This is a genomic window from Calditrichota bacterium (assembly GCA_013151735.1).
Classification (GTDB): domain Bacteria; phylum Zhuqueibacterota; class JdFR-76; order JdFR-76; family BMS3Abin05; genus BMS3Abin05.
The window spans coordinates 48152-74012 of record JAADHR010000137.1; the positions used below are offsets into that span (position 1 = coordinate 48152).

Consider the following 25861-nt stretch of genomic DNA (forward strand, 5'->3'; position numbering starts at 1 on the left):
TACGCCTGCGGATTGGAAACAGGTGATTTTGAGGAATGAGTCGCACCCGTAAAGGGTGCGGTTACACAAATGGGATGTTATGGCAGAAAATACACCCTTAATGGAACAATACTGGTCGGTCAAAAACCAGCATAAAAACGAAATTCTTTTTTTCAGAATGGGGGATTTCTACGAGCTTTTCTACGACGATGCCCGAACGGCCTCAAAGGTGCTCGGACTCACTCTGACCTCGCGGGGCCATGGCGCGGCGGGTGATGTTCCGCTGGCGGGATTTCCGCATCACGCCCTGGAGGGGTATCTGGCCAAAATGATCCGGGCAGGTTACAAGGTGGCCATCTGCGAACAGGTGGAAGATCCAAAAAAAGCCAAAAAACTGGTCAAGCGCGAGGTCACCGAAATCGTAACACCGGGCACCATTCTTACCGACAATCTCTTGGACAGCAAACAGAACAATTATTTGATTGGCATCTATTTCAGAAAAAACACCTGCGGCTTTTCCAAGGTTGATCTTTCTACGGGTGAGTTTGTTGTCGCGGAATTTCCGCTTGCGGCAATGGAGGAACAGGTGCTCAATGCCCGGCCGTCGGAGGTTGTTCTTTCCGAGGAACACGCAGACTATTTTAAAAAACACGTGCGAAATATTCCGGGGTTTACCCTTACCCTTTTGGAGGATTGGCTTTTTTCCAGGCAATATGCTTACGAAATCCTTACCGATCATTTTAAGACCAATTCACTAAAAGGCTTCGGAATCGATTCCATGTCGGAGGGGGTCAGCGCGGCCGGTGCGGTTTTGCACTATCTGAAAGAAAACCAAAAAAATGAGCTGAATCATATTCGTAAAATCCGGCTGTATAATCCGGGGGAGTTTATGATTCTGGATCCGGCCACGCTTCGGAATCTGGAGATTCTGGAAACCCTCTCGGACGGAGGGCGCGAGGGAAGTCTCTTCTCCGTCATTGACCGCACCCTCACCCCCATGGGAGGGCGGCTGCTGCGCCAGTGGGTGCAGAGTCCGCTCCGGGACGTCCGGAAAATCCGGGAGCGTCTGGACGGTGTGGAAGAGTTGGTGAATCACTCCAAAGTGCGGCAAAAACTGGAAACCGTGTTGAAAGATATTAATGATTTGGAACGTCTGGTTTCCCGGGCAAGTACCCGCCGTGCGAATGCAAAAGATCTGGTGGCCATTCGTTTCTCATTGGAAATCCTGCCGGAGATTCAGGACATCCTTTCGGATGTGGAGGCACTGACCCTCGATCATATTCGGAGCAATTTGAATCCGCTTCCCGAGCTTACCCGGGAGCTGGCGCGGGCTCTGGCCGACAACCCGCCCCTGACCATCACCGACGGAGGCATTATTCGCAGCGGCTACAACGCAGAATTAGACGAGCTGCGTGAGATTTCTTCTTCCGGAAAAAAATGGATTGCCAATCTGAGAAATCTGGAACGCGAGCGCACAGGGATTTCTTCTCTAAAAATAGGTTACAACAAGGTGTTCGGCTACTATATTGAAGTGACCAAACCCCACCTGTCCAAGGTTCCTGCCGAATACATTCGTAAGCAAACGCTGGTTAACGCGGAACGTTTTATTACACCGGAGTTGAAAGAGTACGAGGAAAAGATTGTTGGTGCCGAAGAGAAAATGGCTTCGCTGGAATATGAGCTGTTCGACGAGCTGCGGGTAAAGGTGGCCCAGCAGGCCGAAATCATTCAGCAAAATGCCCGGCTCATTGCCGAGTTGGATACGCTCTTGTCGCTGGCGATTGTGGCGGAGGTACAAAAGTATAAAAAGCCCATTGTAAATGAATCCGACCAAATTATTATTCGGAACGGGCGGCATCCGGTGGTGGAAACGCTTCTGCCCATCGGAGAAACCTTTATTCCCAACGATACGGAAATCAGCAATCAGAAACAGCAAATTCTGGTGATTACGGGACCGAACATGGCCGGAAAATCCACGTATATTCGGCAGGTCGGACTCATTGTTTTGTTGGCACAAATGGGCAGTTTTGTTCCGGCCGATTCGGCTGAAATTGGTGTGGTCGATCGCATTTTCACGAGGGTGGGAGCCTCTGACAACCTGGCCGGAGGAGAAAGCACCTTTCTCGTAGAAATGAACGAGATGGCCAATATTCTTAACAACGCAACATCCAGAAGTCTGCTTTTATTGGATGAAATTGGACGGGGAACCAGCACATTTGACGGGTTGTCCATTGCCTGGAGCATCGTGGAATTTCTGCACAATACGCCGGAGGTGGCGGCAAAAACGCTTTTTGCGACCCATTATCATGAATTAACGGAACTTGAATTGATTTTACCCCGTGTAAAAAACTACAATGTTTCGGTGAAAGAATGGGGAGATAAAATTATCTTCTTAAGAAAAATTGTTCCCGGGGGAAGCGACCAGAGCTACGGCATTCAGGTTGCCCGGCTGGCGGGGCTTCCCAAAGAGGTGATTTCCCGGGCAAAAGAAGTGTTGGCAAATCTGGAAGCCGATGTTCTTACACCCAACCGTGAACCCAAAATTGCCCGCCACCGGCGCGCCTCTGCACGGGAAAGGGCCCTTCAAATGGATTTGTTTGAAACAGAGAATCGTGAAATCAAACAGGCGCTTGAATCCATTGATGTGAATCGGCTGACCCCTCTGGAAGCCCTTCTGAAACTAAATGAGCTGAAGTCACTCATCAACGGGCAAAACAAGAGGAATAGTTGAGTTTTCTATTGACAATTCAACGGAATTGTCATAAATTTATATAACTATTAAAAAATATTGAAAATAATAGGTGTTTGAATGAAACGTAAATGGGTCATTCTGTTGGGTGTGTTTTTCATTTTGGGGGGATTGAAGGCTCTGGAAGCGGGAGAGATTACGGTTGCAAAGTATGCCGGTGATTTTATGTCCAATGGGGTGGGCGCGCGGGCCCTCGGCATGGGGGGAAGCTATGTGGCCGTAGCCCAGGGAGAAATTGCCGCCTATTGGAACCCGGCCGGTTTGGCCCGAATGAACTACCCGCAGATCAGTTTGATGCATGTGGAGCGTTTCAGCGGAATTGTGAAGTACGATTTTCTGGGCATCTCCAGACCCTTTGGGGAAAAAGCCACTCTGGCATTTAGCCTGGCACGCACCGGTGTGGACGACATTCCCATTACGGCACTCCGAAATCCCAATCTGCCAGTGGGCGCTGCCTACGAGGATGCACAAGGAAACCTGGTACGAAATTGGGTGTTTGTGGAGAAATGGACGAAATATGTCGATTACGTGGCCTATGTTTCCTATGCCCGGATCTGGAAAGACCGGTGGTTTCTGGGGGGGAACATCAAAATGGTTTACAAAGGCGCAGCCGATCACTCGGCCTGGGGCCTGGGGTTTGATGTGAGTCTATTGAACAACCCCTGGAAGAACCTCTGGCTTGGGGCAAATCTTCAGGATGCAACAACCACCTTTCTGGCCTGGGATACGGGACGCACGGAATTGATTGTGCCGACACTCAAATGGGGAGCGGCTTATCCGTTTCATTTTTATAAATTTAATATCACACCGGCATTCGATATAAATACGCAGTTCGAGGGGATTCGATACGGGGCCCAGGCAAATGTGGGAGCCGTCAGTTTTGATTTTCATGAAGGCGCGGAGGTATCCTACAAAAATCTATTGGCCTTTCGCATTGGCAGCGACCGCGGTCATCTGGCTCTGGGTGCCGGATTCCATCTCCCGCGTCTCAATATCGACTATGCCTTTTTGTCGCACAACGCTTTGGGAGAAACGCACCAAATTTCATTGTCTCTTACCCTTGAAGATGCTAAATTCAAACGGAAATAAAGGAACGGTTTTTTAATGATTATCAGTATGACGGGTTTTGGCAGGGGGGATTGTAAAAATAACGAATTGGAAGTATCGGTTGAGGTTCGTTCGGTTAATAACCGGTTCTGGGATGTGACGCTTCGGACTCCCAAATCCCTTTCAGCGCACGAACAGGCTATCAAAGACGTCACCCGGAAGTACATTTCCAGGGGGCGCATCAGTATTTACGTCTCGGTGAAATCCGTAAATCCGGAGAATCTTGGTATTCAGTTGGACCATGATCTGGTTCGTGCGTATAAAAAACTTCTGGAAGACTTAAAAGAAACAGCCCAAATTGAAGAACCGGTCAGGATTGAGCACCTGACCCAGTTTTCGGATATCTTTACAGTTGAAAATGTGGAGGAGGAATCTGCAGAGACCTGGGTGTGTACCCAAAAAGCCCTGGAAAAAGCCCTGGAAAGCCTGAATGAAATGCGCAGGAAAGAAGGGGAAACCCTGGGAAAAGACATAAAAAATCGGATTTCCAAATTAAATCAATATATAGAAGAAATAGAGATTATCTCCAAACAACACATTCCCGAAGAGTACGCGGCCATGAAGGACCGGCTCAGAGAGATTCTGGAATCACCTGAAATTGACACCAGTCGTCTGGAAACGGAAATCGCCATTTTATCGGACAAATTGGATGTAACCGAAGAATGCGTGCGGTTTAAAAGCCACACGGGCATGTTTTTGGATTTAATGAATTCGAATGAACTTGTTGGTCGAAAGCTCAATTTTTTACTGCAGGAAATGAACCGTGAAGTAAACACGATCGGGGCAAAGTCCAATTGTGCGGAAATTTCACACCGTGCCGTATTTATGAAGGAAGAAATCGAGAAAATCAGGGAGCAAGTTCAAAACATTGAATAGAAGAGGAGTGGTGATTTGGACTATCAGATGATTAGTGTAGGATACAAGAATATAGTTGCCAGAAACAGGATTATTGCCATTGTTTCTCCAAATTCCAGGCCGGTCAAGAATTTGATTCTTCAAGCACGGGAAAAAGGCAAGCTGGTTGATGCCACACTGGGAAAGCGCACAAAATCCGTTATTATCACCGATAGCGACCATGTAATCCTTTCGACCAATTCCACGGACACATTGTCCCAGCGCATCAAGGACATGAACCATAAGAATTCATGAGGGACTTTGTGGGGAAAGGATTACTCTGTGTTCTGTCATCACCTTCGGGTGGTGGAAAAACCTCGGTTATTCGGGAAATTCTGAGAAGGAAGCCTGATTACACCTATTCGATTTCGGCCACAACCCGACCCCGGCGCGGGCACGAGAAGGACGGAATAGATTATTATTTCTTAAGCAAAAAGGACTTTGAAGAAGGGATAAAACGAGGGGATTTTATTGAGTGGGCCGAAGTGCACGGGCACCTGTACGGAACTCCCCGGGAATCCATAGAAGTAAAATTGAAACAGGGGAAGGTTGTTTTGCTGGATATTGACGTGGAGGGGGGAATGGCAATCAAAAGGCTCTACACCGATCGGGCCTTGTTGATTTTCCTGAAACCCCCGTCCGTTGAAACACTTGTCGAGCGTTTGAAAAAGCGGTCGACTGAAACAGAGGCACAGATCAAAAAACGCCTGGAACGGATTCCAAAGGAAATGGCATTTGCCGATTTTTACGACGTGGTCATTATTAACGACGATTTTGATCAAACCGTTAACCAAGTGATAGAAGCAATTGAAACCTATCGAAAGCAAGTGGAGGTAAAAAAGAATGGTTGAAACACTGCCATTGGGCGAAATCAAGAAAAGAACAAATAATATTTATGAACTGGTGGTGGCCCTTGCCAAACGTGCGCGACAAATCAATGAAGAACGCCGGGCTCGTTTGCACATGGAAATTAATACAAACGATGAATTTGAGGACTTGGAAGACGCCCTCAATCTTCGTCCTTTGGAAGGCCATGTTTTTGAACGAAAAATCAAGCCCACGCGTCAGGCGATTGAAGAGTTTTTTCAGGGTAAACTGGAAATCAAGTATCCCGAAAACAACGTGAATTCCGAATGAAGTGGTTTGAAAATAAAAAGATTCTCTTTGGCGTGACCGGAGGAATTGCCGCCTACAAAGCCTGTGAATTGGTACGCGAGCTGAAAAAACAGGGTGCCGATGTTCAGGTGGCCATGACGCAGGCGGCCCAAAAATTTGTTTCGCCGCTCACATTTGAAACCCTGACCGATCAGGATGTTCTGACGGAGATGTTTCCCGCGCAAAAACGGGTCGGAACACGCCATATCGATATTCCCAGAATGGTGGACCGGGTTTTTATTTGTCCGGCAACCGCCAACTTTATTTCGAAAGTGGCACACGGCATTGCCGACGATTTACTTTCGACCATGGTGATGGTTGCAGGAGCGGAGAAGACGGTATTCTGTCCGGCCATGAATACGGATATGTACATGAACCCCATTTTTCAGGAGAATATGAAGCGTCTGGAAAAAATGGGCTACCGGTTTGTGTCACCGGAGACCGGAGAATTGGCCTGTCACACGGAAGGTGTGGGCCGGCTGGCCAGTAAAGAGAGAATTGTTGATATCTTTAAAAGGGAATTAATGGGATCAAGTGAGCTAAAGGGACATTCCATTCTTGTGACGGCCGGTCCCACGGAGGAGCCTCTGGATCCGGTGCGTTTCATTACAAATGCGTCCACCGGGAAAATGGGGTTTGCAATAGCGGAAGCGGCGGCCCTGGCCGGTGCTGAAGTAACACTCATCTCTGGTCCGACCCATCTTCGCCCCTTTACGGGTGTGAGGTTTGTGCGGGTTCGGACGGCCCTGGAAATGCGGGAGGCCGTTCTGAAGGCGTATGAAAGGGCAAACGGCGTCATTATGGCGGCAGCCGTATCGGATTACCGGCCTGCCACTTATTCCAATCAGAAAACAAAAAAGGGCGCCGGAAAGCTCGTACTGGAGCTGGAAAAAAATCCCGACATTCTGAAGGAATTGGGGAGAAATAAAAATGGCCGGATTCTTATTGGGTTTGCCGTTGAAACCACCAACGAGCTGGAATATGGTCAGCAAAAGCTCATTGAAAAAAATCTGGACATGATCGTGGTCAATAATTCTCAACGGGAAGGCGCAGGGTTCGGCGGGGATACGAATATTGTAACCTTTTTAATGCGTTCGGGGGAGCGGCAGGAGCTGCCGAAATTAACCAAGTTTGAAGTGGCCCAACGCATTATCCGACAGTACAGTCGAATTGGTGGCGAGCGGTTTCAAAAATAGAGCATCTTATGGCTGAAATGACAGAAATAGTGCCCGATTTTTTAACATACCTCAGGCAGCAACAAGAGATTTATGGAGACGGATATTTGGTATCAAAAGAAGAAGCCGACGAAATCATTGAACTGTTTCGGAAAAAAGAGCTGACACTGCAGGAATTTTATGAAGCGATCAAGGACTGCCAGAGATGTCCTCTGTCGGAAACGCGAACGCACCTTGTTTTTGGGGATGGAAACGAAAAAGCCGATCTGATGCTCATCGGAGAGGCTCCGGGCAGGGATGAAGATCTGAGCGGCGTCCCCTTTGTGGGAAGAGCCGGCCAGCTTTTGAATAAAATACTGGAGGCCATCCAATTTAAGCGGGAGGATGTGTACATCGCCAATATTATAAAATGCCGGCCCCCCAATAACCGGGATCCGTTGCCATCCGAAGTCGAAAAATGTGAACCGTATTTGAAAAAACAGATCGAAATCATAAAACCCAAACTTATTCTGGCATTGGGCCGCATTGCAGGACAAACGCTCCTGCGGACCAACGCCTCACTGACCGCGCTGCGAGGGAAAGTGCACAATTATCACGGGATCAAATTGGTGGTCACCTACCATCCTGCAGCGTTATTGAGAAATCCCCACTGGAAAAAACCCACGTGGGAGGATGTGCAATTTTTGCGAAAATTATACGATGAAGAAGTAGGCAAAAAAGAATAATCATTGAGTTCACTCTAAAAACAATAGATTACAGAAATTACGCGAACTTAATTTCATAAAAGTCAATTCGCGAAAATTCGTGAAATTGGTTGGCAACGCTTTTTAGAGCAGATTCATCATTTATTATTTGTGGAAGCACCCGTGAATTACAGGAATTACAGAACAAAAAATCAGCAGAGAGATCCCAACCGGGCATCCAACTACGATCGGGTTCCCCCCCAGGCTGTGGATGCCGAAAAATCGGTGTTGGGAGCCATGCTTCTGAGCCGGGAGGCCATCGGGAAGGTCATCGAAATTTTGGATGAGCAATCCTTTTATCTGGAAAATCACCGTAAAATTTTTCAGGTGGCCATTGACCTTTACGACCGGAATGAACCGGTTGATATTTTGACGATTTCCGAGGAAATGAAAAAACACCCGGCTACTTCATCAATTCAGGCTGGCGGAAACGGCGATAGTCCGAAAACCTGGCTGGATGAGGTGGGCGGAAGTTATTATTTGACGGAGTTGGCTGAAAGTGTTCCGACCGCTGCCAACGTTGAACATTACGCCAAGATTGTTCTGGAAAAGGCGCTCTTACGCCAGTTGATCACCGTAGCGGCCGATATTACGGAAGACAGCTATCGGGCCGATGAGGACGTATTCGATATTATTGACCGGTCGGAACAGCGCATCTTTTCCTTGTCGGAACGCAGGCTGCGGAAGGGATTTCTTACACTCGATTCCGTTTTGCATGAAACCTTTGAAGAGATTGAGGAGTTGCACCACAAGGACTCCGGAGTGACGGGTGTTCCCACCGGATTTAAGGAATTGGACGAAATGACCTCCGGCTTTCAGCGCTCAGACCTGGTCATTATTGCCGGACGTCCCTCCATGGGAAAAACGGCGTTTAGCTTGAACATCGCCCGGCACGCGGCCGTAGAGGCGGGTGTTCCCGTTGGAATTTTTAGTCTGGAAATGGCCAACTATCAACTGGCCATGCGGATGCTCTGTTCGGAGGCACGCATTAATTCACACTTGTTGCGTACGGGTCGATTGGCAGAAGAAGACTGGCCCAAACTCAGCCTTGCCGTGGGAAAATTGGCATCGGCACCCATTTACATCGATGACACCCCCGGTCTAAACCTTCTGGAATTGCGTGCGAAGGCCAGGCGGCTTCGAGCCGATAAAGGATTGGGGATGTTAATCATCGATTATTTGCAGCTTCTTCAGGGGCCCAAGAATGCGGAAAGCCGCCAGCAGGAAATTTCCAGTATCTCCCGCTCGTTAAAGGCCCTGGCGAAGGAACTGAATATTCCGGTCATTGCCTTGTCTCAGCTGTCGAGAGCAGTGGAGTCCCGGGGAGGAGATAAACGCCCGATGTTGTCCGATTTACGGGAATCGGGTGCTATTGAACAGGACGCGGATGTGGTTATTTTTATTTACCGTCCCGAACGATATGGTGAAACAATGGATAAAGACGGAAATTCGCTTGAAGGCGTGGCCGAAATCATTATCGGAAAACAGAGAAACGGTCCCATTGGAACCGTAAAATTAACCTTTTTAAGTGACTATGCGCGATTTGAAAATGCATTTTTTACCGATATGGATGTTATTCCGGGTGTTTAAACAGGGGAAACAGGAAATCGACTTTTTGATCGGTGGCAACAGCCCCAAAAATAAATCATTAAAAACGTGATGTGAATCGAATAGTTTATGAAAGAAGCTCAGAAAAAAGAATATGAAAGCCAATTCGACGAGGTTGTTCAAAATTTGGGGCGGTATTGCACCAGAAATTATAAGGCCTTCGTACGAAAGGCGTTTGATTTTGCCTTTGAAGCTCATAAACACCAGCTCCGAAAATCGGGTGAGCCCTACATTGTACACTGCATTGAAGTAGCACGCATTCTGACAGAGATGGGGATGGATTATGTGACCGTTGTGGCCGGAATTTTGCACGATGTGGTGGAAGATACCGGTGTATCGCTGGATGAGGTAAAAGAAGAGTTCGGAGTTGAAGTAGCCCTTCTTGTGGATGGAGTTACCAAGATCAGTGAACTTCAATTCAGAAGCAGTGAGGAAAAGCAGGCCGAGAATTTCCGCAAAATGATCTTCTCCATGGTGAAGGACATCCGGGTGATTATGATCAAGTTTGCAGATCGGCTTCACAATATGCGGACTATTGAATACCTTCCCCGAAAGAAACAGGAGCGAATCGCACTGGAGACCCGGGAAATCTACTCACCATTGGCTCATCGATTGGGAATTGCAAAAATCAAATGGGAACTGGAAGATCTTTCGTTTAAGGTGCTGAATCCCAAAGCCTATCAGGAATTGGCTGATAAAATCCAGGAGAAACGGGCGGAACGGGAGTCGTACATCAAACGCTTTGCTGTTCCAATTGAAAAGGAACTGAAAAAAGTGGGCATTCACGCGGAGATATTGGGTCGGCCCAAACACCTGTACAGTATCTACCGAAAAATGCAGATGCGGCAAAAGCCGTTCGAGGAGATCTACGATCTGTTTGCAATCCGGATCATCGTCAAGCGCGTGGATGAATGCTATTTCTCTCTGGGGATTGTGCATACGCTTTACACCCCCATTCACGAGCGTTTTAAAGACTACATTGCCACGCCCAAATCCAACATGTACCAATCCATTCACACAACGGTTATTGGGCCGGAGGGGCGAATGGTGGAAATCCAGATTCGCACCGAGGAAATGCACCGAACGGCCGAATCCGGTATTGCGGCCCACTGGAAGTACAAAGAAGGCCGTCAGAAAGAGGATGAATTCGACAAACAAATTCAGTGGTTGCGGCAGGTTTTGGATTGGCAGCGGGATGAAAATGATCCCCGTGAATTTATGGAAGACCTGAAGATTTCCCTGTTTCACGAGGAAATTTTTGTGTTTACTCCAAAAGGCGATCTGCTTCAATTGCCGCGGGGGGCTACGCCCGTCGATTTTGCGTTTTCCGTTCACACCGATGTCGGGTTGCATTGTATTGGAGCCAAGGTTAACGGCCGGATTGTCCCGCNGAACAGTACGCTTCAGAGCGGTGATTCCGTTGAAATTATTACCTCTGCCAAGCAAAAGCCCAATCCGGATTGGATAAAGTTTGTCAAAACGTCAAAAGCACGAACCCGGATCAAGCGCTGGTTAAAGGATTCACTCTTTGACGAGAGTGTAAAGCTGGGCCGGGAACTGCTTGAAAAACAGTTCAAAAAATTCAATGCCTCTGTTACGGATGAAAAAATTTTGGATGTGGCCCAGGCCATGAATTTCACGGATACCCAGCAGTTCTATGCCGCCATCGGAAGAGGGGATATCTCTGTCCAGAGTGTGTTGCACAAGATTCTTCCGCAAGAGGTCATTGTAAAACAGGGCGATTCATTTTTCCAGCGTTTTATTACCAAGGCGCGTAAATCAAGCTCCGGCATTAAGGTACAGGGGCTGGATAATCTGATGATCTCGTTCGCAAAGTGCTGTCAACCGGTTCCGGGTGATCGGATTGTCGGGTTCATTACCAAAGGCAAGGGAATCATTATTCATCGTGCGGACTGCAAAAACGTATTGAGGATGCTGGATTCTCCCGAGCGCCAAATCGATGTGGAATGGGATGTGAGTCAGGATGAAAAATTTCTGGTTCGATTGAAAATGATCGGAGAGGATCGGAAAGGCTTCCTGCGGGATGTTTCTGAAGCCATTGCAAAAACAGAGACGAATATTGTGAATTTTCAAATGGAAGCAAAAGACAGTTTAGTCACCAGTGAAATCATTGTACAGGTTAAGAACTTACAGCAGTTAACGAAAGTCATTCATAAGATTAATCAGGTTCCGGGCGTGATTGTTGTGGAACGGCTGGAGGGATTACGAGGCGAAGAAGATCAGGAGAAAACGTCAGAAACGCTTGCCATTTAGTGTCCGAATCAAAATAAGGAGTACATAAGGATGAAAACTATTACGAAAAAAGACGTGGCCAAACGAGCTGCCGAAAAAATCGGTGGAACCGTTTATCATACCGAGCAGGTAATCAATGCGCTCTTTGATTCGTTAAGAGAATTTATGCTGGAAGCCGATCCGGAAGTCAGAATTGAGATTCGTGATTTTGGCGTTTTTGAAGTGAAAAAGACCAAACCCAAGCCAAAGGCCAGAAATCCCAAAACAGGAGAAATCATTTATGTCCCCGCACGCAGAAAAACCCATTTTAAAGCGGGTAAACTCTTAAAAGATTTCTTAAAAAAGCCCTTGGAATAAAATCAATTGAGAAGGAACATAATGGCTCTTTAGTATGCAGATTTTTAATAAACGGCTCCTGGGGATTGATTTTGGGAAGAAGCGAATGGGTGTTGCGGTGAGCGATCCCATGCGGATTGTGGCGCAGGGACTGGAGACAATATCGTATCACTCACCCGAACATCTCTGGCAGAAAATGTCCGAAATATTTGCTTCCTATCCCATTGAAAAAGTCATTGTTGGAATTCCTTTGAACTTAAATGGCAGCGAAAGCGAAATTTCTGTCAACGCCAGAGAATTTGCGGATCAATTACACATGAAATTTCACGTGTCCGTTGAATTGTGGGATGAACGGTATACAAGCAAGGCGGCTCACGATACCCTTCACCAGATGGGAAAATCTCCCAGTAAGAACAAGGGAAAGGTCGATAAAATTGCGGCCGTTTTGATTTTGCAGAGTTATCTGGACCACTTATCAACCCCTTGAAGAGGAATGCTTCGTAAATTATCGGAGATTGAAAAATTACTGAGATGAAAAATCCAACCATTCGATTGCAGCGGTATTTTCTGATTCTTTTATCCGCCCTGCTTTTGTCATTTGCCTTTCCGCCCTATCATCTCGGCTTTATGGCGTTTTTTGGATTTGTACCGGTTTTCTATTTGTTGGAAGGGGTTTCGCCCGGGTCTGCCTTTAAATGGGGGTATCTCTGGGGGGTGTTCTTTCACATTGCCAATCTCTATTGGATCGGAACCATTACAATTTTGGGGGCAATCGGTGCCATTCTTTTTTTGGCCCTCTATTTTGCATTGTTTATGTATTTGGCCGCCATCTTTCGGGAATATCTCGGGGAAAAGGCCATTATATGGTATCCGTTTTTGTGGCTCTTTATTGAATTTATTCGCTCTCTTGGGGTGCTCGGATTTCCCTGGTCATCTATGGGATATACGCAAACCTATTATATCAGCTTTATTCAGTTTGCCACGATCACGGGAGTTTTTGGCGTTTCGTTCTGGATCCTCCTGATCAATACGTGTGTTTATCTTTTATTAAAACACTGGAAAAGCTGGCGGAAAAGTTTGCTTTATGCCACATTATTGGCCGTATTGGTTTTCCTGCCCTGGCTTTATGGGAAGATGACCCTTCCGAAACAGGAAAAATTTCAGGAAAAAATAGAAGTCGCCCTGGTTCAGGGGAATATTGACCCTCTGGCAAAATGGGATGAGGCCTTTTTAGCCAAAAACTTCAGAATCTACACCCGGCTGACACGACAAGCACTAAAGGATTCGTCCATTGATCTGGTGATTTGGCCGGAAACAGCAACCGCTTGCTATTTAAGGAGCCGACCCGAATATTTGGAAAAGATTACAGCTCTGGTGGATTCATCTTCTGTCGCCTTGCTAACCGGAACGCCGGATTATCAATTTGTAAAAAAGGGGACCTACAATGCGTACAATGCGATTTTTCTCATTTTGCCCGATTTCAAGGGAATTCAGTATTACTACAAGATGCGTCTGGTTCCCTTTGGTGAAAAAGTACCGTTAAGTGAAACGTTCCCCTTTCTTGAAAAATGGCTTGATGCCCTTCAAACCGGGGTGGGTGATTTTACACCTGGCAAGGGCTATAATTTATTTGAATTGCCAGGAACATATCTTCGGAAAAGGGGTATTACTGAAGGAACGTCACAACTCACATTCGCGGGGGTTGTGTGCTATGAGTCTATTTTTCAGGATGAGGTCCGAAAATTTGTAAAAAAGGGTGCCAAATTTCTGGTTATTGTGACCAATGACGCCTGGTTTGGAAAATCAGCGGCGCCCTACCATCATGCACAAATTGCCGTTTTTCGTGCGATTGAAAATCGGGTGAGCGTCGCCAGATGTGCCAATACCGGCGTTTCCATGATTATTGACCCCTACGGGCGTGTTCTGACACAGACCAAACTGTTTAAGCAAGAAATAGCAAAGGGACCGATCATTGTCCTTCACTCAAAGAAAACATTTTTTACCCGGCACGGCGATCTTTTTACATATGTGGTGGTGGGTGTTACCTGCGTGGAAATCATCTGGATACTGGTTAAAGCAAAGCTGGCAAAGAGGCAGACGCGTGTTTAAGAGTTTCGTGTTGATAATCCTGATAGGGGGTCTTTTCTCGCCCTCTTATGCTCAGGATAAGTATTTCGCCACACTGGATGTCAGCCGGATTGTGCCCATTTCAATGGGCGGAGCCTATGTTGCGGTGGAGGACGGGATTGGTTCGGTTGCTTACAATCCCGCCTCGGTAAAATTCTGGGCCCTGAAGAGGGGACTGCGTTTTTCGCTCATTGCAAATCCGGTGGCCTCTGCAGGATTGCTTTTATACTACAAAGACCATCAAACAACTCCACTAACCGATCATCAATGGTGGAATGTGGCCCGAACCCTGCTGAAGGGGGTTGTTTTTAGTGTTCCTTCATTTCAGGCGGGAATTACCTTCTATGAGGAACCCTTGAAGCGGTACAAAGAACTTTCCGAAAAGAATATCTTTTCGGCAAAACAATTTTTAAGCAATCACTACGAAACGGCCTTTATGCGTATCAACCTGGCCGATAGATTCTCGTTGGGCGGAACCCTCAGCTATTACACATTTGAAGACAGCGGAAATGTAAAAAGACAGCTTGGAGCCAGTTACGGCGTACTGATTAAACCGGCGAGAAATTTAAATGTGGGAATTATGTTTTATGATGTGCCCGACGTGATTCAGAATATTCGGCTTCCTATTGAGCGGCTCGTCGATGAAACGGTAAATGTGGGGCTGTCCTACAGGCCGTTCCGCGGGACGATGGCCAGTCTGGATGTTCGGAATATTTCAGAAGAAACGAAACCTGCCTCGCGGGAAGTCCATTTTGGAATGGAACAACAGTTTGGAAAGATTGTCGGGCTTCGCGGGGGTTATTTTCAGGAAAATGAAACACATAAAAAATACTTTTCTGCAGGAATCGGATTGCTGAGTACAAATATTTTTCGCCCGGATAATGCAAAATATGATAACGCTGACTATGTTTTTAATTATTCTTATGTCATTGAAAGAAGCGATTTAAAATGGAAGGACCAATGGCATCTCTTTTCATTTTTGGTCTATTTTTAGTTTTTGGCAAGTTTCGGGTAAGGATTATTGCGAACCCTTTGTAAAATAAAAAGAAAGTGGAGATTTTCCTGAATTTGAATCCATTGGCCGGGTATCGGAGAAAAGCCCTGAGATTTTTCCGGGTTTCGTGTCTGATTTTGGTGCTGATTCCTTTTGTCGGGGGATCGGTATGGGGACAAACAAATGAAGAACTGGCGGAAAACCTGGTAAAAGAGAACTGGTACCAGCTCAAAAATCGGGTTAAACTAAACAAAAGCGATTCACTTCTGCTGGTTCAGGCTGGAGAATCCACACCCATGGCGCGGTACTTTTTTTCATCGCTAAATTCAATCGTGCAAAAAGACGGATTCAAGGCAATCTTTTGGTCAAATGCACGATTGACCAACGGCTACAGAATTGAATCCTATCTAAAATCCTTTTCAATACATTATGTCCCCATGAAGACAGGATTTCTCAGGCAAAAAAAATTTCTGCGAATGGGAAGGTTGGTACAAAATATTCAGGTGGTAAACCTCCGCGATAAAAGGGTTCTCTGGAGCGGCGATTTGGCTTCTGCAAAACAGGACACCTTGACACAAAACCAGGTTTCAGATTATCAGAAGACTCAGATTTCCTTTTTGCGCGGAGAAATGGAACGAACCGAAGGGGCATTTCGTATGTATTTAAAACTGGGCTTTTTGGCAGGTGTCTCAATCGCAGTTATTGTTTTGTTTTTTTCCATTCGGACAACATAGCAGGGGAGGACAAATTCGGTCATTTGACTCACTGATGAAGCTCTTTTTAGCAAGATAATCGCATTTTAGGAATAAAAAATATTAAGGAAGGGAAGGAATTGCGAATGAAGTTTAGCAACCTGAAAAAAATATTTTTGGCAGGAAGTCTCTTACTTATTTTATCATTTATGTTGGCATCCTGTTCATCGACCAAACAGAAACCCGTTCTGACGCCGGAAGCGCGTTTGAAACATGCCATTGAGTTGTTTCACAAGAAGCATTATCTGGATGCCAAAACAGAACTCACGATAATTGTGTTAAACTATCCCGGAAGCAGTGTGGTTGACAAGGCACAGTATTATTTGGCCGAATCTCACTTTAAATTAAAAGAGTACATTTTGGCTGCTGCTGAGTACCAGAAACTTCTAAGGAATTATCCGGAAAGCCAGTTTGCAGATGATGCGCGTTACAAGATTGGATTGTGCTACTATGAGCTTTCTCCCCATTATGGTTTGGATCAGGAATATACGTACAAGGCGATTGACGAGTTTCAACGCTTTCTGGAAGACTACCCGAACAGCCCGCTTAAAAAAGATGTCCAGATAAAATTAACGGAATGCCGAAATAAGCTGGCCAAAAAAGACTACAAAAACGCGGAACTTTACCGCAAAATGAATGAATGGAAGGCGGCTGAAATTTATTATGGGTTCGTTATCAACGACTATTATGATACGCCTTTTGGCGAGAAGGCTTTGTTCTGGAAGGGGGAAGCCGAATATCATCAGGATAAATTTAAAGAAGCTCGGGATACACTGGCTGAGTATCTTCGGAAGTTTCCGGACGGGAGCTATCGTTCCAAGGCCAAGAAGCGATTGAGAGCGATTCGAAAAATACTGAGCAAAAATGAAGCCGGTCAAACCGTTCAGAATTCAAAAAGTGAGTAGGGGGAATGCGAATAGGTCTGTATGGCGGCAGTTTTAATCCCATTCACACAGGACATCTTCTGATTTCTGAATTTGTAAGGGATGAGTTTTTGCTGGACGAGGTCTGGTTTATTCCGTCGGCAACCCCTCCCCACAAGCCAAAAGATGCGGTCCTGCCAGCGGAGATTCGCTTTCAGCTCGTTTCTCTTGCGATACAGAACAATCCCACATTCAGGGTATCTGATCTTGAAATCCAAAGAGGAGGCATTTCTTACACGGTAGACACGCTTAGGCAGGTCCGTGAAAATCACAGGTCAAAGGATACATTGTTCTGGTTTATTGGGATGGATAACCTGGTTGATTTTCCGAATTGGCATCAGCCGGAAAAGATATTGGAATTGTGTCAGCTCGTTGCTGTTCAGAGAAAGGGGTTTTCCATAAACCAGGTGGAAGCCTCTCTAAGAAAACGAGTCCTGTTTAGCCGCGCACCTCTTATTGAAATCTCTTCCAGTTCAATTCGAGAAAGGATCAAAAAAGGGCATTCCATTCGGTATTTTGTGCCCGATTCGGTTCGGGAGTTTATAAAAACTCACCACCTTTACCAAGCCAATTATTAAGACGTGTCGGATCAAAAATACAACATCTTGCAGGTGTGTTCTTCCCAATCCTGGGGCGGGATGGAAATGCATGTGCCGGAACTCTCCCGGGCTCTGGCCGAAAGGGGACATCGCGTCATTGTTGCCGCTTTTCCGGGAAGCCCCCTCATGCGGGAAGCAGAGGCACTGGGATTGACAACCTATTCGCTTCCCTTAAGGTCTTACTGGCACCCCATTCAACAGCAAAGACTGCGCCGCTTTATCAGTCAAAATGCCATTCAGATTATTCATTCCCATTATTCACGGGATTTATGGACACTTGTTCCGGCCATCCAGAAATGGAAAAATATCCCCCTGTTTCTGACAAAACACATCGGCACCCAGCGCCCCAAATCGGATTTTTTCCATCGAAAAATTTATGCCCGGGTCGATAAAATTCTTGCCAACTCAAGGGTGATTTATGAGAACATTTTGAAAACCCACCCGGTTCACAAAAGTCAGGTGGAACTGTTTCACTTGGGAATTGACACCCGGCGGTTTAAACCGGACAGGCGCAGCCGGAATCGGGTGCGGGAGGAGTTTTCCATTCCGCAAAATGCGCTTGTCATCGGAATTGCAGGGCGATTGCAGCGCGCCAAGGGCTATCTGGAGTTTTTGGAAATGGCCGAAATTCTGTCCGGCTTGTATCCGAACACATATTTCATGCTGATTGGCGGTGCCTCCAGAGGAGAAGATGAGGAGGAAAATCTGATTCGGAAAAAGGCCGACAAGCTGCAGTTGGGAAACCGCCTTGTCTTCACGGGATTTCGAAAGAATATTGAAAATATGCTTCAGGCGCTGGACATTTTTGTTTTCCCGTCGCATGCTGAGGCCTACGGATTGGTGGTCCTTGAAGCCATGGCCGTTGGGCTGCCGGTTGTTTCTTCCAATTGTGATGGAATTTTGGACATTGTTGTTAGTGGGGAAACGGGGGAATTGGTTCCGCCGAAAGAGGTTTCCCGGTTGGTCAATCGGGTGGAAGCGCTTATCCGCTCGCCTGAAAAGCGAAGTCGATATGGTCAACGTGGACGGGAGCGCGTTCAGAAATACTTCGATTTTAATACCATGATCGACCATCTGGAGCAGCTTTACAGGAAAAGTGTAAACCGTAGAATGACTCGTTAGCCATCAAAAAACAAGGAATTATATGGGAGTTTTACGCTCAAAAAAATTTAATCTTGTAACTTTAATTATTTTTTATTAAATTTTCAAAATCCAATAAAACAAAAGTTATCCATCCATCCGTCAATGCTTATTTTTCCTTGAGGAGATTTTCTGATGTTCAGGCATTGCTTTTTTTCGATTTTTCTGCTGATGAGTCTCTCCGCACCCATTTTTGCGCAAAGCCCCCGGGGGGACGCCGTCGAAATTCCCACCCTTCCAAAGGAAATGACTTATCGCGAATATCAGATGCTTATGCGGGATTTGAACTGGAAACGGATTTTTATTGCGGCAACAGTACCTGGTTTTATTCACTATTATGCCCAACATAAAAGAGCCGCCTATGCGATCGCAGGCGTTCGAACGCTGGGAATGCTGACCAGTTCAATTGGAATGTTTCGGCAGTGGAAGTATACGAAAAATCTAAATTTTACGTATGGAAAAACAACAGAGAAGAATGTCTACATTTTTATGGCAGGATTAATCCTGAATGCCGCAGGTTACGCTTTCGATTGGGCTCACGGGGATTGGGTGATCGAACGCGAACGAACCCTTGTACAGTACAAGTATGGCATCAGAAAGGGATTAACCGCGTCCTCTTTTGAAAGGTTTTTTAATTCAAATAGGCTGTTATTCACGCTTAATGTGACGTTCTGATGAAATATCTGCCACTACATATTTTTCTGATCGTTTTGGTTTGTGCCGCACCGCTGCGAGCCGATGCTCCGGCTGACAGCGCCACTTCTTATCAGTGGATTCGCTCCCTGTACGACCAAAATGATCCGAATCTTTCCTCTGAGATTTTGACTCTGGTACACTATTACGTCGTACACTTTCCAGAATCTACAAGGAATTCTGAGCTTTTGCAACTCCAGGGAAATCTCTATGTTAAAGAGAAAAAATATCTGAATGCATTTGCCTCCTATTTGAAGCAGATCACCGTTTATCCTGATTCGAATCGGGATTATAATTCAATCAATGCGTTGCTTCTTCTCTCATTAAAAAGCAAAAAACTCTCCCCGAAAAGATCCATTGTTCGGTATTGGTTGACCAGTAATTCTCTCCCACACTCATTGAAGAAAAACTATCTGGCCTATGTTCAAAGGTTATTTGTTCTTGATCTTCCTCAAACCGATGAAATCGCTCTTCGGGAGATTGACTGGCTTTTGAAAAAGGGATTCCTCAAATCGAATCTGGATGAATTGTTGTATGAAAAGGCCCAAATATTATCCCGAAATAAAAAGCAGGAAAAAGCCTTTTACACCTATCTGGAACTGATGAAGGAATGGCCGAACTCGGCGTATTTTCCGAATGCGCTCTACTATATTGCGGATTATTATCAGAATACCTTGAAAAAGAATAAAACGGCTCTGAAACTTTTTGTCCACTTTGTACGAAAGTATCCGGATCATTCCCTGGCCGCATTGGCGCATCTTCACCTGGCTCATATTTATGAATCTGCATATCACCGTCCCAGACTGGCCGTACGGGAATATGTGGCTTTTATCAACCGCAGCAATGACGACAGGCTCATTGCCCGGGCCTATTACCAAATGGCTACGATTTATGAGCGGGAATTAGACAATCGAACCGTTGCGATTGTTTTGTATGCCAAAATCTTGCACTATTATCCGGATTCGAAAGTCGCTCCGAAAGCCAAAGCAGCACTAAACTACTTGCTTAAACAAGAATAGATGCAGGTAAACATGAAAACAGTCCCCAAAACCATTCTCTTTATTGCGTTGTTCGTATCACTTAACACTCTTTTGGTCGCTCAGGAAGTTCCCAGCCCCCGGATTGCCAACTACGTTATGACCGTTTCGCTCAATCCCGGCAAAAAGCTCGTTTCGGGGTCGGAGGTTTTGACGTGGCGGAACACATCCCGCGACTTTGTTCCGGATATTTACCTTCATCTCTACATGAATGCATTCAGCAGTGAAAAATCGACCTTTATGCAGGAATCAGGAAGCCGGTTTCATGGTCGTGAATTTGAAAAGAGCAAAAGAGGAAGTATTCGACTGAAAAGCCTGAAACTGGCGAATGGTACCAACTTATTGGATTCTCTCTCATTTGTTTCTCCCGATGATGGCAATCCCTTTGATCGAACGGTTGCCAGACTCCGGCTCCCGGTTTCGGTTCCTCCAGGGGGAGAGATAAAGCTCTTAATTGAATTTGAAACCAGATTGCCGCGCGTATTTGCAAGAGCGGGTTATTACAAGAATTTTTTTATGGTGGCCCAGTGGTTTCCAAAGGTTGGCGTGTATCAGAACGGGGGATGGAATTGTCACCAATATCATGCCACGTCAGAATTCTTTGCCGATTTCGGTGTTTACGATGTGAGGATTTTTGTACCCAAAAACTATGAAGTGGGTGCAACCGGTGATTTGTTGGAGAAAACAACGATTGATTCTCTAGCGATGTTTCGGTTTTTGGCAGAAGATGTCCACGATTTCGCCTGGGCGGCGTCACCGGATTTTCGCATTGCCAGAGATAGTTTTCTTAAGAAGTTACCCGATCAACCTGAAGAGCGGGTTCAAATCAACCTGTTTTATCAGTCTTTTCATAAGCGGCATGTTCCACGCTACCTTCAGGCCGTTAAGAATGCGATGACCTATTTTTATGAACATGTGGGATTGTATCCCTATTCCACGCTGACGATGATTGATCCGCCAACGGCCGCCGCGGGGGCGGGGGGAATGGAATATCCCACACTCATAACGCTGGGAACTCATTGGCTGATTCCGAAGGGGATCCGTTTGCCTGAGACCGTCGCCGTTCACGAATTTGGTCACCAGTACTGGTACGGAATGGTTGCCAATAACGAATTTGAAGAAGCCTGGCTGGATGAGGGAATCAACACTTACTACGAAACACGAATTATGGATTACTACTATGGCGAGAAGGAATCCTCCGTCGATTTGTTCGGCATTAAGATAAGCGATTCCAACCTGCAATGGCTGGAATATTTAAATGGCGCTGCTCTTGATCCGATTAAGCGAAATGCATGGGATTTTTACAGCCCGGCAAGCTATTCATCAAACTCGTATTCCAAACCGGCCATGATGTTGCGCACATTTGAGGATTATGTCGGGATTGTCAAGATGGACCACATTATGCGAACCTATTTCACGCGCTGGAAGTTTAAGCATCCCACGAGCCGGGATTTCATTAAGACGGTAGAGGATGTCACAGGCGGGAATTGGGACTGGTATTTTGATCAATTTTTAAATAAAGCCGGTCACCTGGACTACGCCATTGGATCCGTGCACAGTTCCCGAATTACACCGGAACCGAACAAGGCCGAAAATGATTCTGTCAAACACGGAAAAAAAGCCGCGGGCAAGAAAACCGTGCCGAATTCGGACGTTTATGAATCGACCATAAAAATTCTCCGGGAAGGGAATCTTCATGTGCCCATCCAGACAAAAATCGAATTTGCAAACGACTCATCCATCATAAAAAACTGGAACGGCATCTCACCCTGGAAAAAATGGACCATTAAATCTCGCTATGCGCTCACTTATGTGGCGATCGATCCGTTTCACAAAATTTGGCTGGATGAAAATGTCGTCAACAATTCATGGAAACGTCAAGGGGAAAAACGGGCTGTTACCCGCTTGAGTTTACGGGTTCTTTTTTGGATACAGAATGTTCTTCAACTCTCTGGTTTTTAATAAGATCGGGATATTTCCTAATGAAGTCAATGAAGTCCTATACGGACGGTCTAACGAAAGTCATTCAAAATAAGAAATATTGGTTGCTGTTTTATGCCTTTAATCTCATGTTTGCTCTGATCAGTGCGTATCCTGCTCATACGCTAATAAGCCGGTATTTGAATCACTCCCTGCGTGCAGAAGATATTTTACGTTCATTTGATTTTATGGCCATCGTCAATTTCTTCAGGGACAATGCGTCCGGGTTATCCGTGCTCGTGGCCAGTCTTTTTATCGTAAGTCTGGTGTACGGCGTGCTTTATTATTTTCTCATGGGAGGGGTGTATTCCGTTTATGGTCAGAAGGATGCACCAACGCCCTTTTCCGACTTTTGGAATTTGTGTTCTGACTATTTTTTACGCTTTTTCAGGATCTTTCTTTTGGGAGCTTTGCTTCTTTTGATCCTCCTTCCTGTTTATTTTCTTTTCATGTCTGTTTTGAGGTTTTTAAAGCCCCATATTTTCAATGAAATTATTTCATCGCTCTTAAGAGGGGGAGCGCTATTTTTGATTGGTGCGTTGTTTCTGTTTTTTAACATGCTGCTGGATTACACCAAAACATTCCTGGTGCTGGATAATCACCGATCGGTGCTGTTCTCATTCGCAGAGGCGGTACGTTTTGTTTTTCGCCATCCGGGGTCGACCCTCTTTTTGTATGGTGTTTTGTGTCTAACGGGCCTGTTTTTGATGGGCGTTTATTGGGTTGGAAGTCATTTTCTCACGGGAGGGAATCTGGTTTCCATCGGAGCTCTTTTTCTTTTTCAGCAGTTCATCATCTTTTTAAAAGTGGGGCTGCGACTTCAATTTTTTGCATCGCAAATTGTGTTGGTAAATCGAATTCGCTCGCCGTTTAGCTATCTTTAGGGTTCGTGTTTACTTGAGACTTATTTTTTTCACCCCCGAAAGATAAGAGTAAAAGGAATTCAGAGTGATAAACTTTGTAAAAATCTCAGCAACGGGAAACGATTTCATTCTCATTGACAATCGAAACCAGCAGTTATTGCCCGAACCGGGGTGGATCCGCCGGATCTGTGCCCGGCGCACCGGTGCGGGCGCAGACGGTATTTTGCTTTTGGAGCCGTCGGATCGACTCGATTTTTCGATGCGGTATTTTAACGCAGACGGATCCGAGGGGGAACTCTGCGGTAATGGTGCCCGCGCCATTGCCTATTTTGGCCGGATGCTTGGGTTGGGAAATGGAGAGAGACTCACATTCATGACCCAAAGTGGGCCCATTTCAGCCCGGGTGAGCGGAACGTACGTGCGGGTGTCCATGCCAATGGCACAGGACATCGACCTCACACTTCAGCTGGCTGAGGCATTTGGTCTGACAAGCGAAGGATTTGCCCGGGTAGGGGTACCGCATTTTGTGGTCAGGGCTCATAATCTGGCCGATGTGGATGTGGAAACAATCGGGAAAGCCCTGCGTTTTCACCCGCATTTTTCAAAGGGAACAAACGTCAATTTTGTTGATTTTCAAGATGAACACACACTTCACATCCGAACTTACGAGAGGGGGGTTGAGGCTGAAACTCTGGCGTGTGGAACCGGCTCTGCCGCGTCGGCTATTGTAGGTTTTCTGAAGGGCTATGTCCGGCCGCCGGTTACGGTGGTAGCTCGTGGTGGAACATTGACTATTGACTTTGATTCCGAACGGAGTTCTGTTTTTTTGAGTGGAACGGTTACCGTGATTTACTCCGCTGAACTTCAACTCGGGAAAGACGCATGAGCATGAATCTGGCCGATGTTCGGGGGGAGTTTTCTCACACCCGGAAAATGGTTTACCTGGAGCATGCGGCAGTGGCCCCGCTTCCGGTGCGCACGGTTCAAGCAATGCAGACGTTTCTCACCAAACGACACGCGGGTCCGGTTAAATTTGACGAAGAGAATATTGCGCATCTGGCGCAATTACGCCAGAAACTGGCTCAACTTATTCAGGCGGATTCAGCGGACCGGATTGCTCTGGTTCCCAACACCTCCACCGGCATTAATATTTTTGCACAGGGATTTCCCTTCCAGCCGGGCGACCGGATTCTCATTCCGTCCATTGAATTTCCTTCCAACGTGTACCCGTATCTGAATCTCCGGCGCAAGGGTGTAAAAGTGGATTTTTTGCCGGTTTCCGGGAAAGAAATCACACGTGAAATAATTGCCCCCCATTTTACGCCGCACACACGCGTGCTGGCCATTTCATTTGTGCAGTTTACCAACGGCTTTCGGGCCAATCTGAAAGAACTGGCCGATTTCTGCCACGCCCGCGGCGCTTTTTTGGCTGTGGACGGCATTCAGGGCGTGGGAGCGTTGCAGATGAATGTCAGGGACTGGGACATCGATTTTCTGGCGGCAGGAGGGCACAAATGGCTGCTCTCGCCCATGGGCACCGGGTTTGCGTATCTGGCGCCAGCACTGCTTGAAAAAATATCACCGGCATTTGCCGGTTGGCTGAGTGTGGAAAACCCCTGGAATCTGTTGGATTTTCAGCTTCGGTTTCTCTCCTCTGCGCAAAAATTTGAACTGGGCACGACAAACATCCTGGGATTCAGGGGAATGTCGGAGTCACTTGACCTATTTCTTGAATTTGGACCAAAGGCCGTTCAAGACCGCATTTTACACTTGACGGCCTTTCTTTCGGAGAAGTTGCAGGCCATGGGAGCGACGCTGCTTTCTCCAACCCGGGAAGAGCAGCGTTCCGGCATTGTGTCGTTTGCCTTATCGGAGGACGATGCTCCGCTGCATCAGGCCCTCATCCGAAAAAAAATCTTTTTATCCTATCGGTTGAAACACCTGCGGGCTTCTCCCCATTTCTACAACACGGAAGACGAGCTTTTGGCCGTGGTCGACGCCTTGAAAAAGCAAAGGGGCTGAGCGTGTCCCGTTTTTTTGAGCCTATTGATCCCGGGCGCGTGGATTGCCTGCTGCTGTCTCGCCTGCGATTTATGGGGGATGTGATTTTGACGACGCCCCTGATTCGTGCGTTAAAAAAAGGACTGCCGCACACACGGCTGTTGTTTCTGGCGGAGCCGCCCTTTGCAGAGCTTCTGGAAAACAACCCGCACCTGGATGGCGTGATCCCGTTCGACCGCCGTTATTTTGACGGACTCCCCCCGGTGAAGAGTCTGGTGGAACAGGTGCGATTTTTTAAACATTTAAGACAGCAAAAATGTGCCGTGGCTGCCGATTTGCTGGGGCTTCCGAGGACGGCCTTTCAACTTTACTTTTCGGGCGCGCCCATTCGCATTGGCGGCGATTACCGCTACCGCAGGCATCTGTATACGCACCTGTTTCCGGTTTCGCGGGACGCCTGGCGAACAGCCATTGATTTTTATTTGAATATTTTGAAATTTTTCGCCCTGCCAGCGGACGGCACATGCACGGAGGTGTTCCTCAAGGAAAGCGAACGGGCCTGGGCACAATCCTACTTAAAAACGCACGGCTTTGATTTGAATCAACCCATCGTGGGATTGCACCCCGGAGGAACCTGGCCCGCCAAACTCTGGCCGTGGGAGCGGTTTGCGGATTTAGCGGTTCGTTTAAACACGGCCCTCGGTGTTCGAATTTTTCTTACAGGCGGTCCGAACGACCAGGACATTCTGGACA

25 protein-coding genes are annotated in these 25861 nt (G+C 46.6%); all 25 read left to right on the forward strand.

All coding sequences use genetic code 11. The features are described from left to right. Window positions 1-79 precede the first annotated feature (79 nt). Window positions 80-2710, forward strand: coding sequence for a DNA mismatch repair protein MutS (gene mutS / locus GXO76_09735; protein NOY78132.1), 2631 nt, complete (start codon window positions 80-82; stop codon window positions 2708-2710). Between the two features lie 78 nt (window positions 2711-2788). Beyond that, window positions 2789-3817: a PorV/PorQ family protein gene (locus tag GXO76_09740; protein NOY78133.1), complete on the forward strand. Its 1029-nt coding sequence runs from the start codon at window positions 2789-2791 to the stop codon at window positions 3815-3817. Between the two features lie 15 nt (window positions 3818-3832). After that, window positions 3833-4711 (forward strand): YicC family protein, encoded by an 879-nt coding sequence (locus tag GXO76_09745; protein ID NOY78134.1) that lies wholly within the window; start codon window positions 3833-3835, stop codon window positions 4709-4711. 15 nt (window positions 4712-4726) lie between these two features. Continuing rightward, a complete protein-coding gene (locus tag GXO76_09750; protein NOY78135.1) occupies window positions 4727-4984 on the forward strand; it encodes a DUF370 domain-containing protein in 258 nt (85 codons plus the stop codon). Beyond that, complete coding sequence (gene gmk, locus GXO76_09755; protein ID NOY78136.1) at window positions 4981-5580, forward strand: guanylate kinase; 600 nt, start codon at window positions 4981-4983, stop codon at window positions 5578-5580. Before GXO76_09750 ends, gmk begins: the two co-directional genes overlap by 4 nt. Next, on the forward strand, window positions 5573-5866 hold the full coding sequence (locus GXO76_09760) for a DNA-directed RNA polymerase subunit omega (GenBank protein ID NOY78137.1): 294 nt from the start codon (window positions 5573-5575) through the stop codon (window positions 5864-5866). The genes gmk and GXO76_09760 overlap by 8 nt, the downstream gene beginning before the upstream one ends. Next, window positions 5863-7080, forward strand: a complete 1218-nt coding sequence (gene coaBC, locus GXO76_09765; GenBank protein NOY78138.1) for a bifunctional phosphopantothenoylcysteine decarboxylase/phosphopantothenate--cysteine ligase CoaBC — start codon at window positions 5863-5865, stop codon at window positions 7078-7080. Before GXO76_09760 ends, coaBC begins: the two co-directional genes overlap by 4 nt. A gap of 8 nt (window positions 7081-7088) precedes the next feature. Continuing rightward, on the forward strand, window positions 7089-7784 hold the full coding sequence (locus tag GXO76_09770) for a uracil-DNA glycosylase (protein NOY78139.1): 696 nt from the start codon (window positions 7089-7091) through the stop codon (window positions 7782-7784). Window positions 7785-7925: 141 nt separating this feature from the next. Next, window positions 7926-9392: a replicative DNA helicase gene (gene dnaB / locus GXO76_09775; GenBank protein ID NOY78140.1), complete on the forward strand. Its 1467-nt coding sequence runs from the start codon at window positions 7926-7928 to the stop codon at window positions 9390-9392. 87 nt (window positions 9393-9479) lie between these two features. Continuing rightward, window positions 9480-11684 carry a bifunctional (p)ppGpp synthetase/guanosine-3',5'-bis(diphosphate) 3'-pyrophosphohydrolase gene (locus tag GXO76_09780; GenBank protein ID NOY78141.1) on the forward strand — a complete coding sequence of 735 codons (2205 nt, stop codon included), beginning with the start codon at window positions 9480-9482 and terminating at the stop codon, window positions 11682-11684. 30 nt (window positions 11685-11714) lie between these two features. Then, a complete protein-coding gene (locus GXO76_09785) occupies window positions 11715-12020 on the forward strand; it encodes an integration host factor subunit beta (GenBank protein NOY78142.1) in 306 nt (101 codons plus the stop codon). Window positions 12021-12105: 85 nt separating this feature from the next. Beyond that, window positions 12106-12486, forward strand: a complete 381-nt coding sequence (ruvX, locus tag GXO76_09790) for a Holliday junction resolvase RuvX (GenBank protein ID NOY78143.1) — start codon at window positions 12106-12108, stop codon at window positions 12484-12486. A gap of 44 nt (window positions 12487-12530) precedes the next feature. Then, on the forward strand, window positions 12531-14108 hold the full coding sequence (lnt, locus tag GXO76_09795) for an apolipoprotein N-acyltransferase (GenBank protein ID NOY78144.1): 1578 nt from the start codon (window positions 12531-12533) through the stop codon (window positions 14106-14108). Next, window positions 14101-15120: a hypothetical protein gene (locus tag GXO76_09800; GenBank protein NOY78145.1), complete on the forward strand. Its 1020-nt coding sequence runs from the start codon at window positions 14101-14103 to the stop codon at window positions 15118-15120. The genes lnt and GXO76_09800 overlap by 8 nt, the downstream gene beginning before the upstream one ends. Window positions 15121-15176: 56 nt before the next feature. Further along, window positions 15177-15854 (forward strand): hypothetical protein, encoded by a 678-nt coding sequence (locus GXO76_09805; GenBank protein NOY78146.1) that lies wholly within the window; start codon window positions 15177-15179, stop codon window positions 15852-15854. Window positions 15855-15958: 104 nt separating this feature from the next. Beyond that, the gene (bamD, locus tag GXO76_09810) at window positions 15959-16777 is read left to right on the forward strand and encodes an outer membrane protein assembly factor BamD (GenBank protein ID NOY78147.1); all 819 of its coding nucleotides are present in this window, start codon (window positions 15959-15961) and stop codon (window positions 16775-16777) included. Between the two features lie 5 nt (window positions 16778-16782). Then, entirely contained in the window at window positions 16783-17373 is a 591-nt protein-coding gene (locus tag GXO76_09815; GenBank protein NOY78148.1) for a nicotinate-nucleotide adenylyltransferase, read from the forward strand. A gap of 3 nt (window positions 17374-17376) precedes the next feature. After that, a complete protein-coding gene (locus tag GXO76_09820) occupies window positions 17377-18516 on the forward strand; it encodes a glycosyltransferase family 4 protein (GenBank protein ID NOY78149.1) in 1140 nt (379 codons plus the stop codon). A 153-nt stretch (window positions 18517-18669) separates the two neighbouring features. Continuing rightward, window positions 18670-19209 carry a hypothetical protein gene (locus GXO76_09825; protein ID NOY78150.1) on the forward strand — a complete coding sequence of 180 codons (540 nt, stop codon included), beginning with the start codon at window positions 18670-18672 and terminating at the stop codon, window positions 19207-19209. Next, window positions 19209-20246 (forward strand): tetratricopeptide repeat protein, encoded by a 1038-nt coding sequence (locus tag GXO76_09830; protein NOY78151.1) that lies wholly within the window; start codon window positions 19209-19211, stop codon window positions 20244-20246. Before GXO76_09825 ends, GXO76_09830 begins: the two co-directional genes overlap by 1 nt. A gap of 12 nt (window positions 20247-20258) precedes the next feature. Then, the gene (locus GXO76_09835; GenBank protein ID NOY78152.1) at window positions 20259-22226 is read left to right on the forward strand and encodes a M1 family metallopeptidase; all 1968 of its coding nucleotides are present in this window, start codon (window positions 20259-20261) and stop codon (window positions 22224-22226) included. Between the two features lie 29 nt (window positions 22227-22255). Beyond that, entirely contained in the window at window positions 22256-23128 is an 873-nt protein-coding gene (locus tag GXO76_09840) for a hypothetical protein (GenBank protein NOY78153.1), read from the forward strand. 64 nt (window positions 23129-23192) lie between these two features. Beyond that, complete coding sequence (locus tag GXO76_09845; GenBank protein ID NOY78154.1) at window positions 23193-23993, forward strand: diaminopimelate epimerase; 801 nt, start codon at window positions 23193-23195, stop codon at window positions 23991-23993. Further along, window positions 23990-25129 (forward strand): aminotransferase class V-fold PLP-dependent enzyme, encoded by a 1140-nt coding sequence (locus GXO76_09850; GenBank protein ID NOY78155.1) that lies wholly within the window; start codon window positions 23990-23992, stop codon window positions 25127-25129. Before GXO76_09845 ends, GXO76_09850 begins: the two co-directional genes overlap by 4 nt. 2 nt (window positions 25130-25131) lie before the next feature. Then, the coding region (locus GXO76_09855; GenBank protein NOY78156.1) for a glycosyltransferase family 9 protein at window positions 25132-25861 on the forward strand (730 nt) is incomplete at its 3' end.

Coding starts and splice junctions, on each gene's coding strand:
- GXO76_09840 (NOY78153.1), top strand. CDS start 22,256: ATGAAGTCCTATACGGACGGTCTAACGAAAGTCATTCAAAATAAGAAA.
- GXO76_09850 (NOY78155.1), top strand. CDS start 23,990: ATGAGCATGAATCTGGCCGATGTTCGGGGGGAGTTTTCTCACACCCGG.
- GXO76_09760 (NOY78137.1), top strand. CDS start 5,573: ATGGTTGAAACACTGCCATTGGGCGAAATCAAGAAAAGAACAAATAAT.
- ruvX (NOY78143.1), top strand. CDS start 12,106: ATGGGTGTTGCGGTGAGCGATCCCATGCGGATTGTGGCGCAGGGACTG.
- bamD (NOY78147.1), top strand. CDS start 15,959: ATGAAGTTTAGCAACCTGAAAAAAATATTTTTGGCAGGAAGTCTCTTA.
- lnt (NOY78144.1), top strand. CDS start 12,531: ATGAAAAATCCAACCATTCGATTGCAGCGGTATTTTCTGATTCTTTTA.
- GXO76_09770 (NOY78139.1), top strand. CDS start 7,089: ATGGCTGAAATGACAGAAATAGTGCCCGATTTTTTAACATACCTCAGG.
- gmk (NOY78136.1), top strand. CDS start 4,981: ATGAGGGACTTTGTGGGGAAAGGATTACTCTGTGTTCTGTCATCACCT.
- coaBC (NOY78138.1), top strand. CDS start 5,863: ATGAAGTGGTTTGAAAATAAAAAGATTCTCTTTGGCGTGACCGGAGGA.
- GXO76_09740 (NOY78133.1), top strand. CDS start 2,789: ATGAAACGTAAATGGGTCATTCTGTTGGGTGTGTTTTTCATTTTGGGG.
- GXO76_09785 (NOY78142.1), top strand. CDS start 11,715: ATGAAAACTATTACGAAAAAAGACGTGGCCAAACGAGCTGCCGAAAAA.
- GXO76_09825 (NOY78150.1), top strand. CDS start 18,670: ATGTTCAGGCATTGCTTTTTTTCGATTTTTCTGCTGATGAGTCTCTCC.
- mutS (NOY78132.1), top strand. CDS start 80: ATGGCAGAAAATACACCCTTAATGGAACAATACTGGTCGGTCAAAAAC.
- GXO76_09830 (NOY78151.1), top strand. CDS start 19,209: ATGAAATATCTGCCACTACATATTTTTCTGATCGTTTTGGTTTGTGCC.
- GXO76_09745 (NOY78134.1), top strand. CDS start 3,833: ATGATTATCAGTATGACGGGTTTTGGCAGGGGGGATTGTAAAAATAAC.
- GXO76_09835 (NOY78152.1), top strand. CDS start 20,259: ATGAAAACAGTCCCCAAAACCATTCTCTTTATTGCGTTGTTCGTATCA.
- GXO76_09815 (NOY78148.1), top strand. CDS start 16,783: ATGCGAATAGGTCTGTATGGCGGCAGTTTTAATCCCATTCACACAGGA.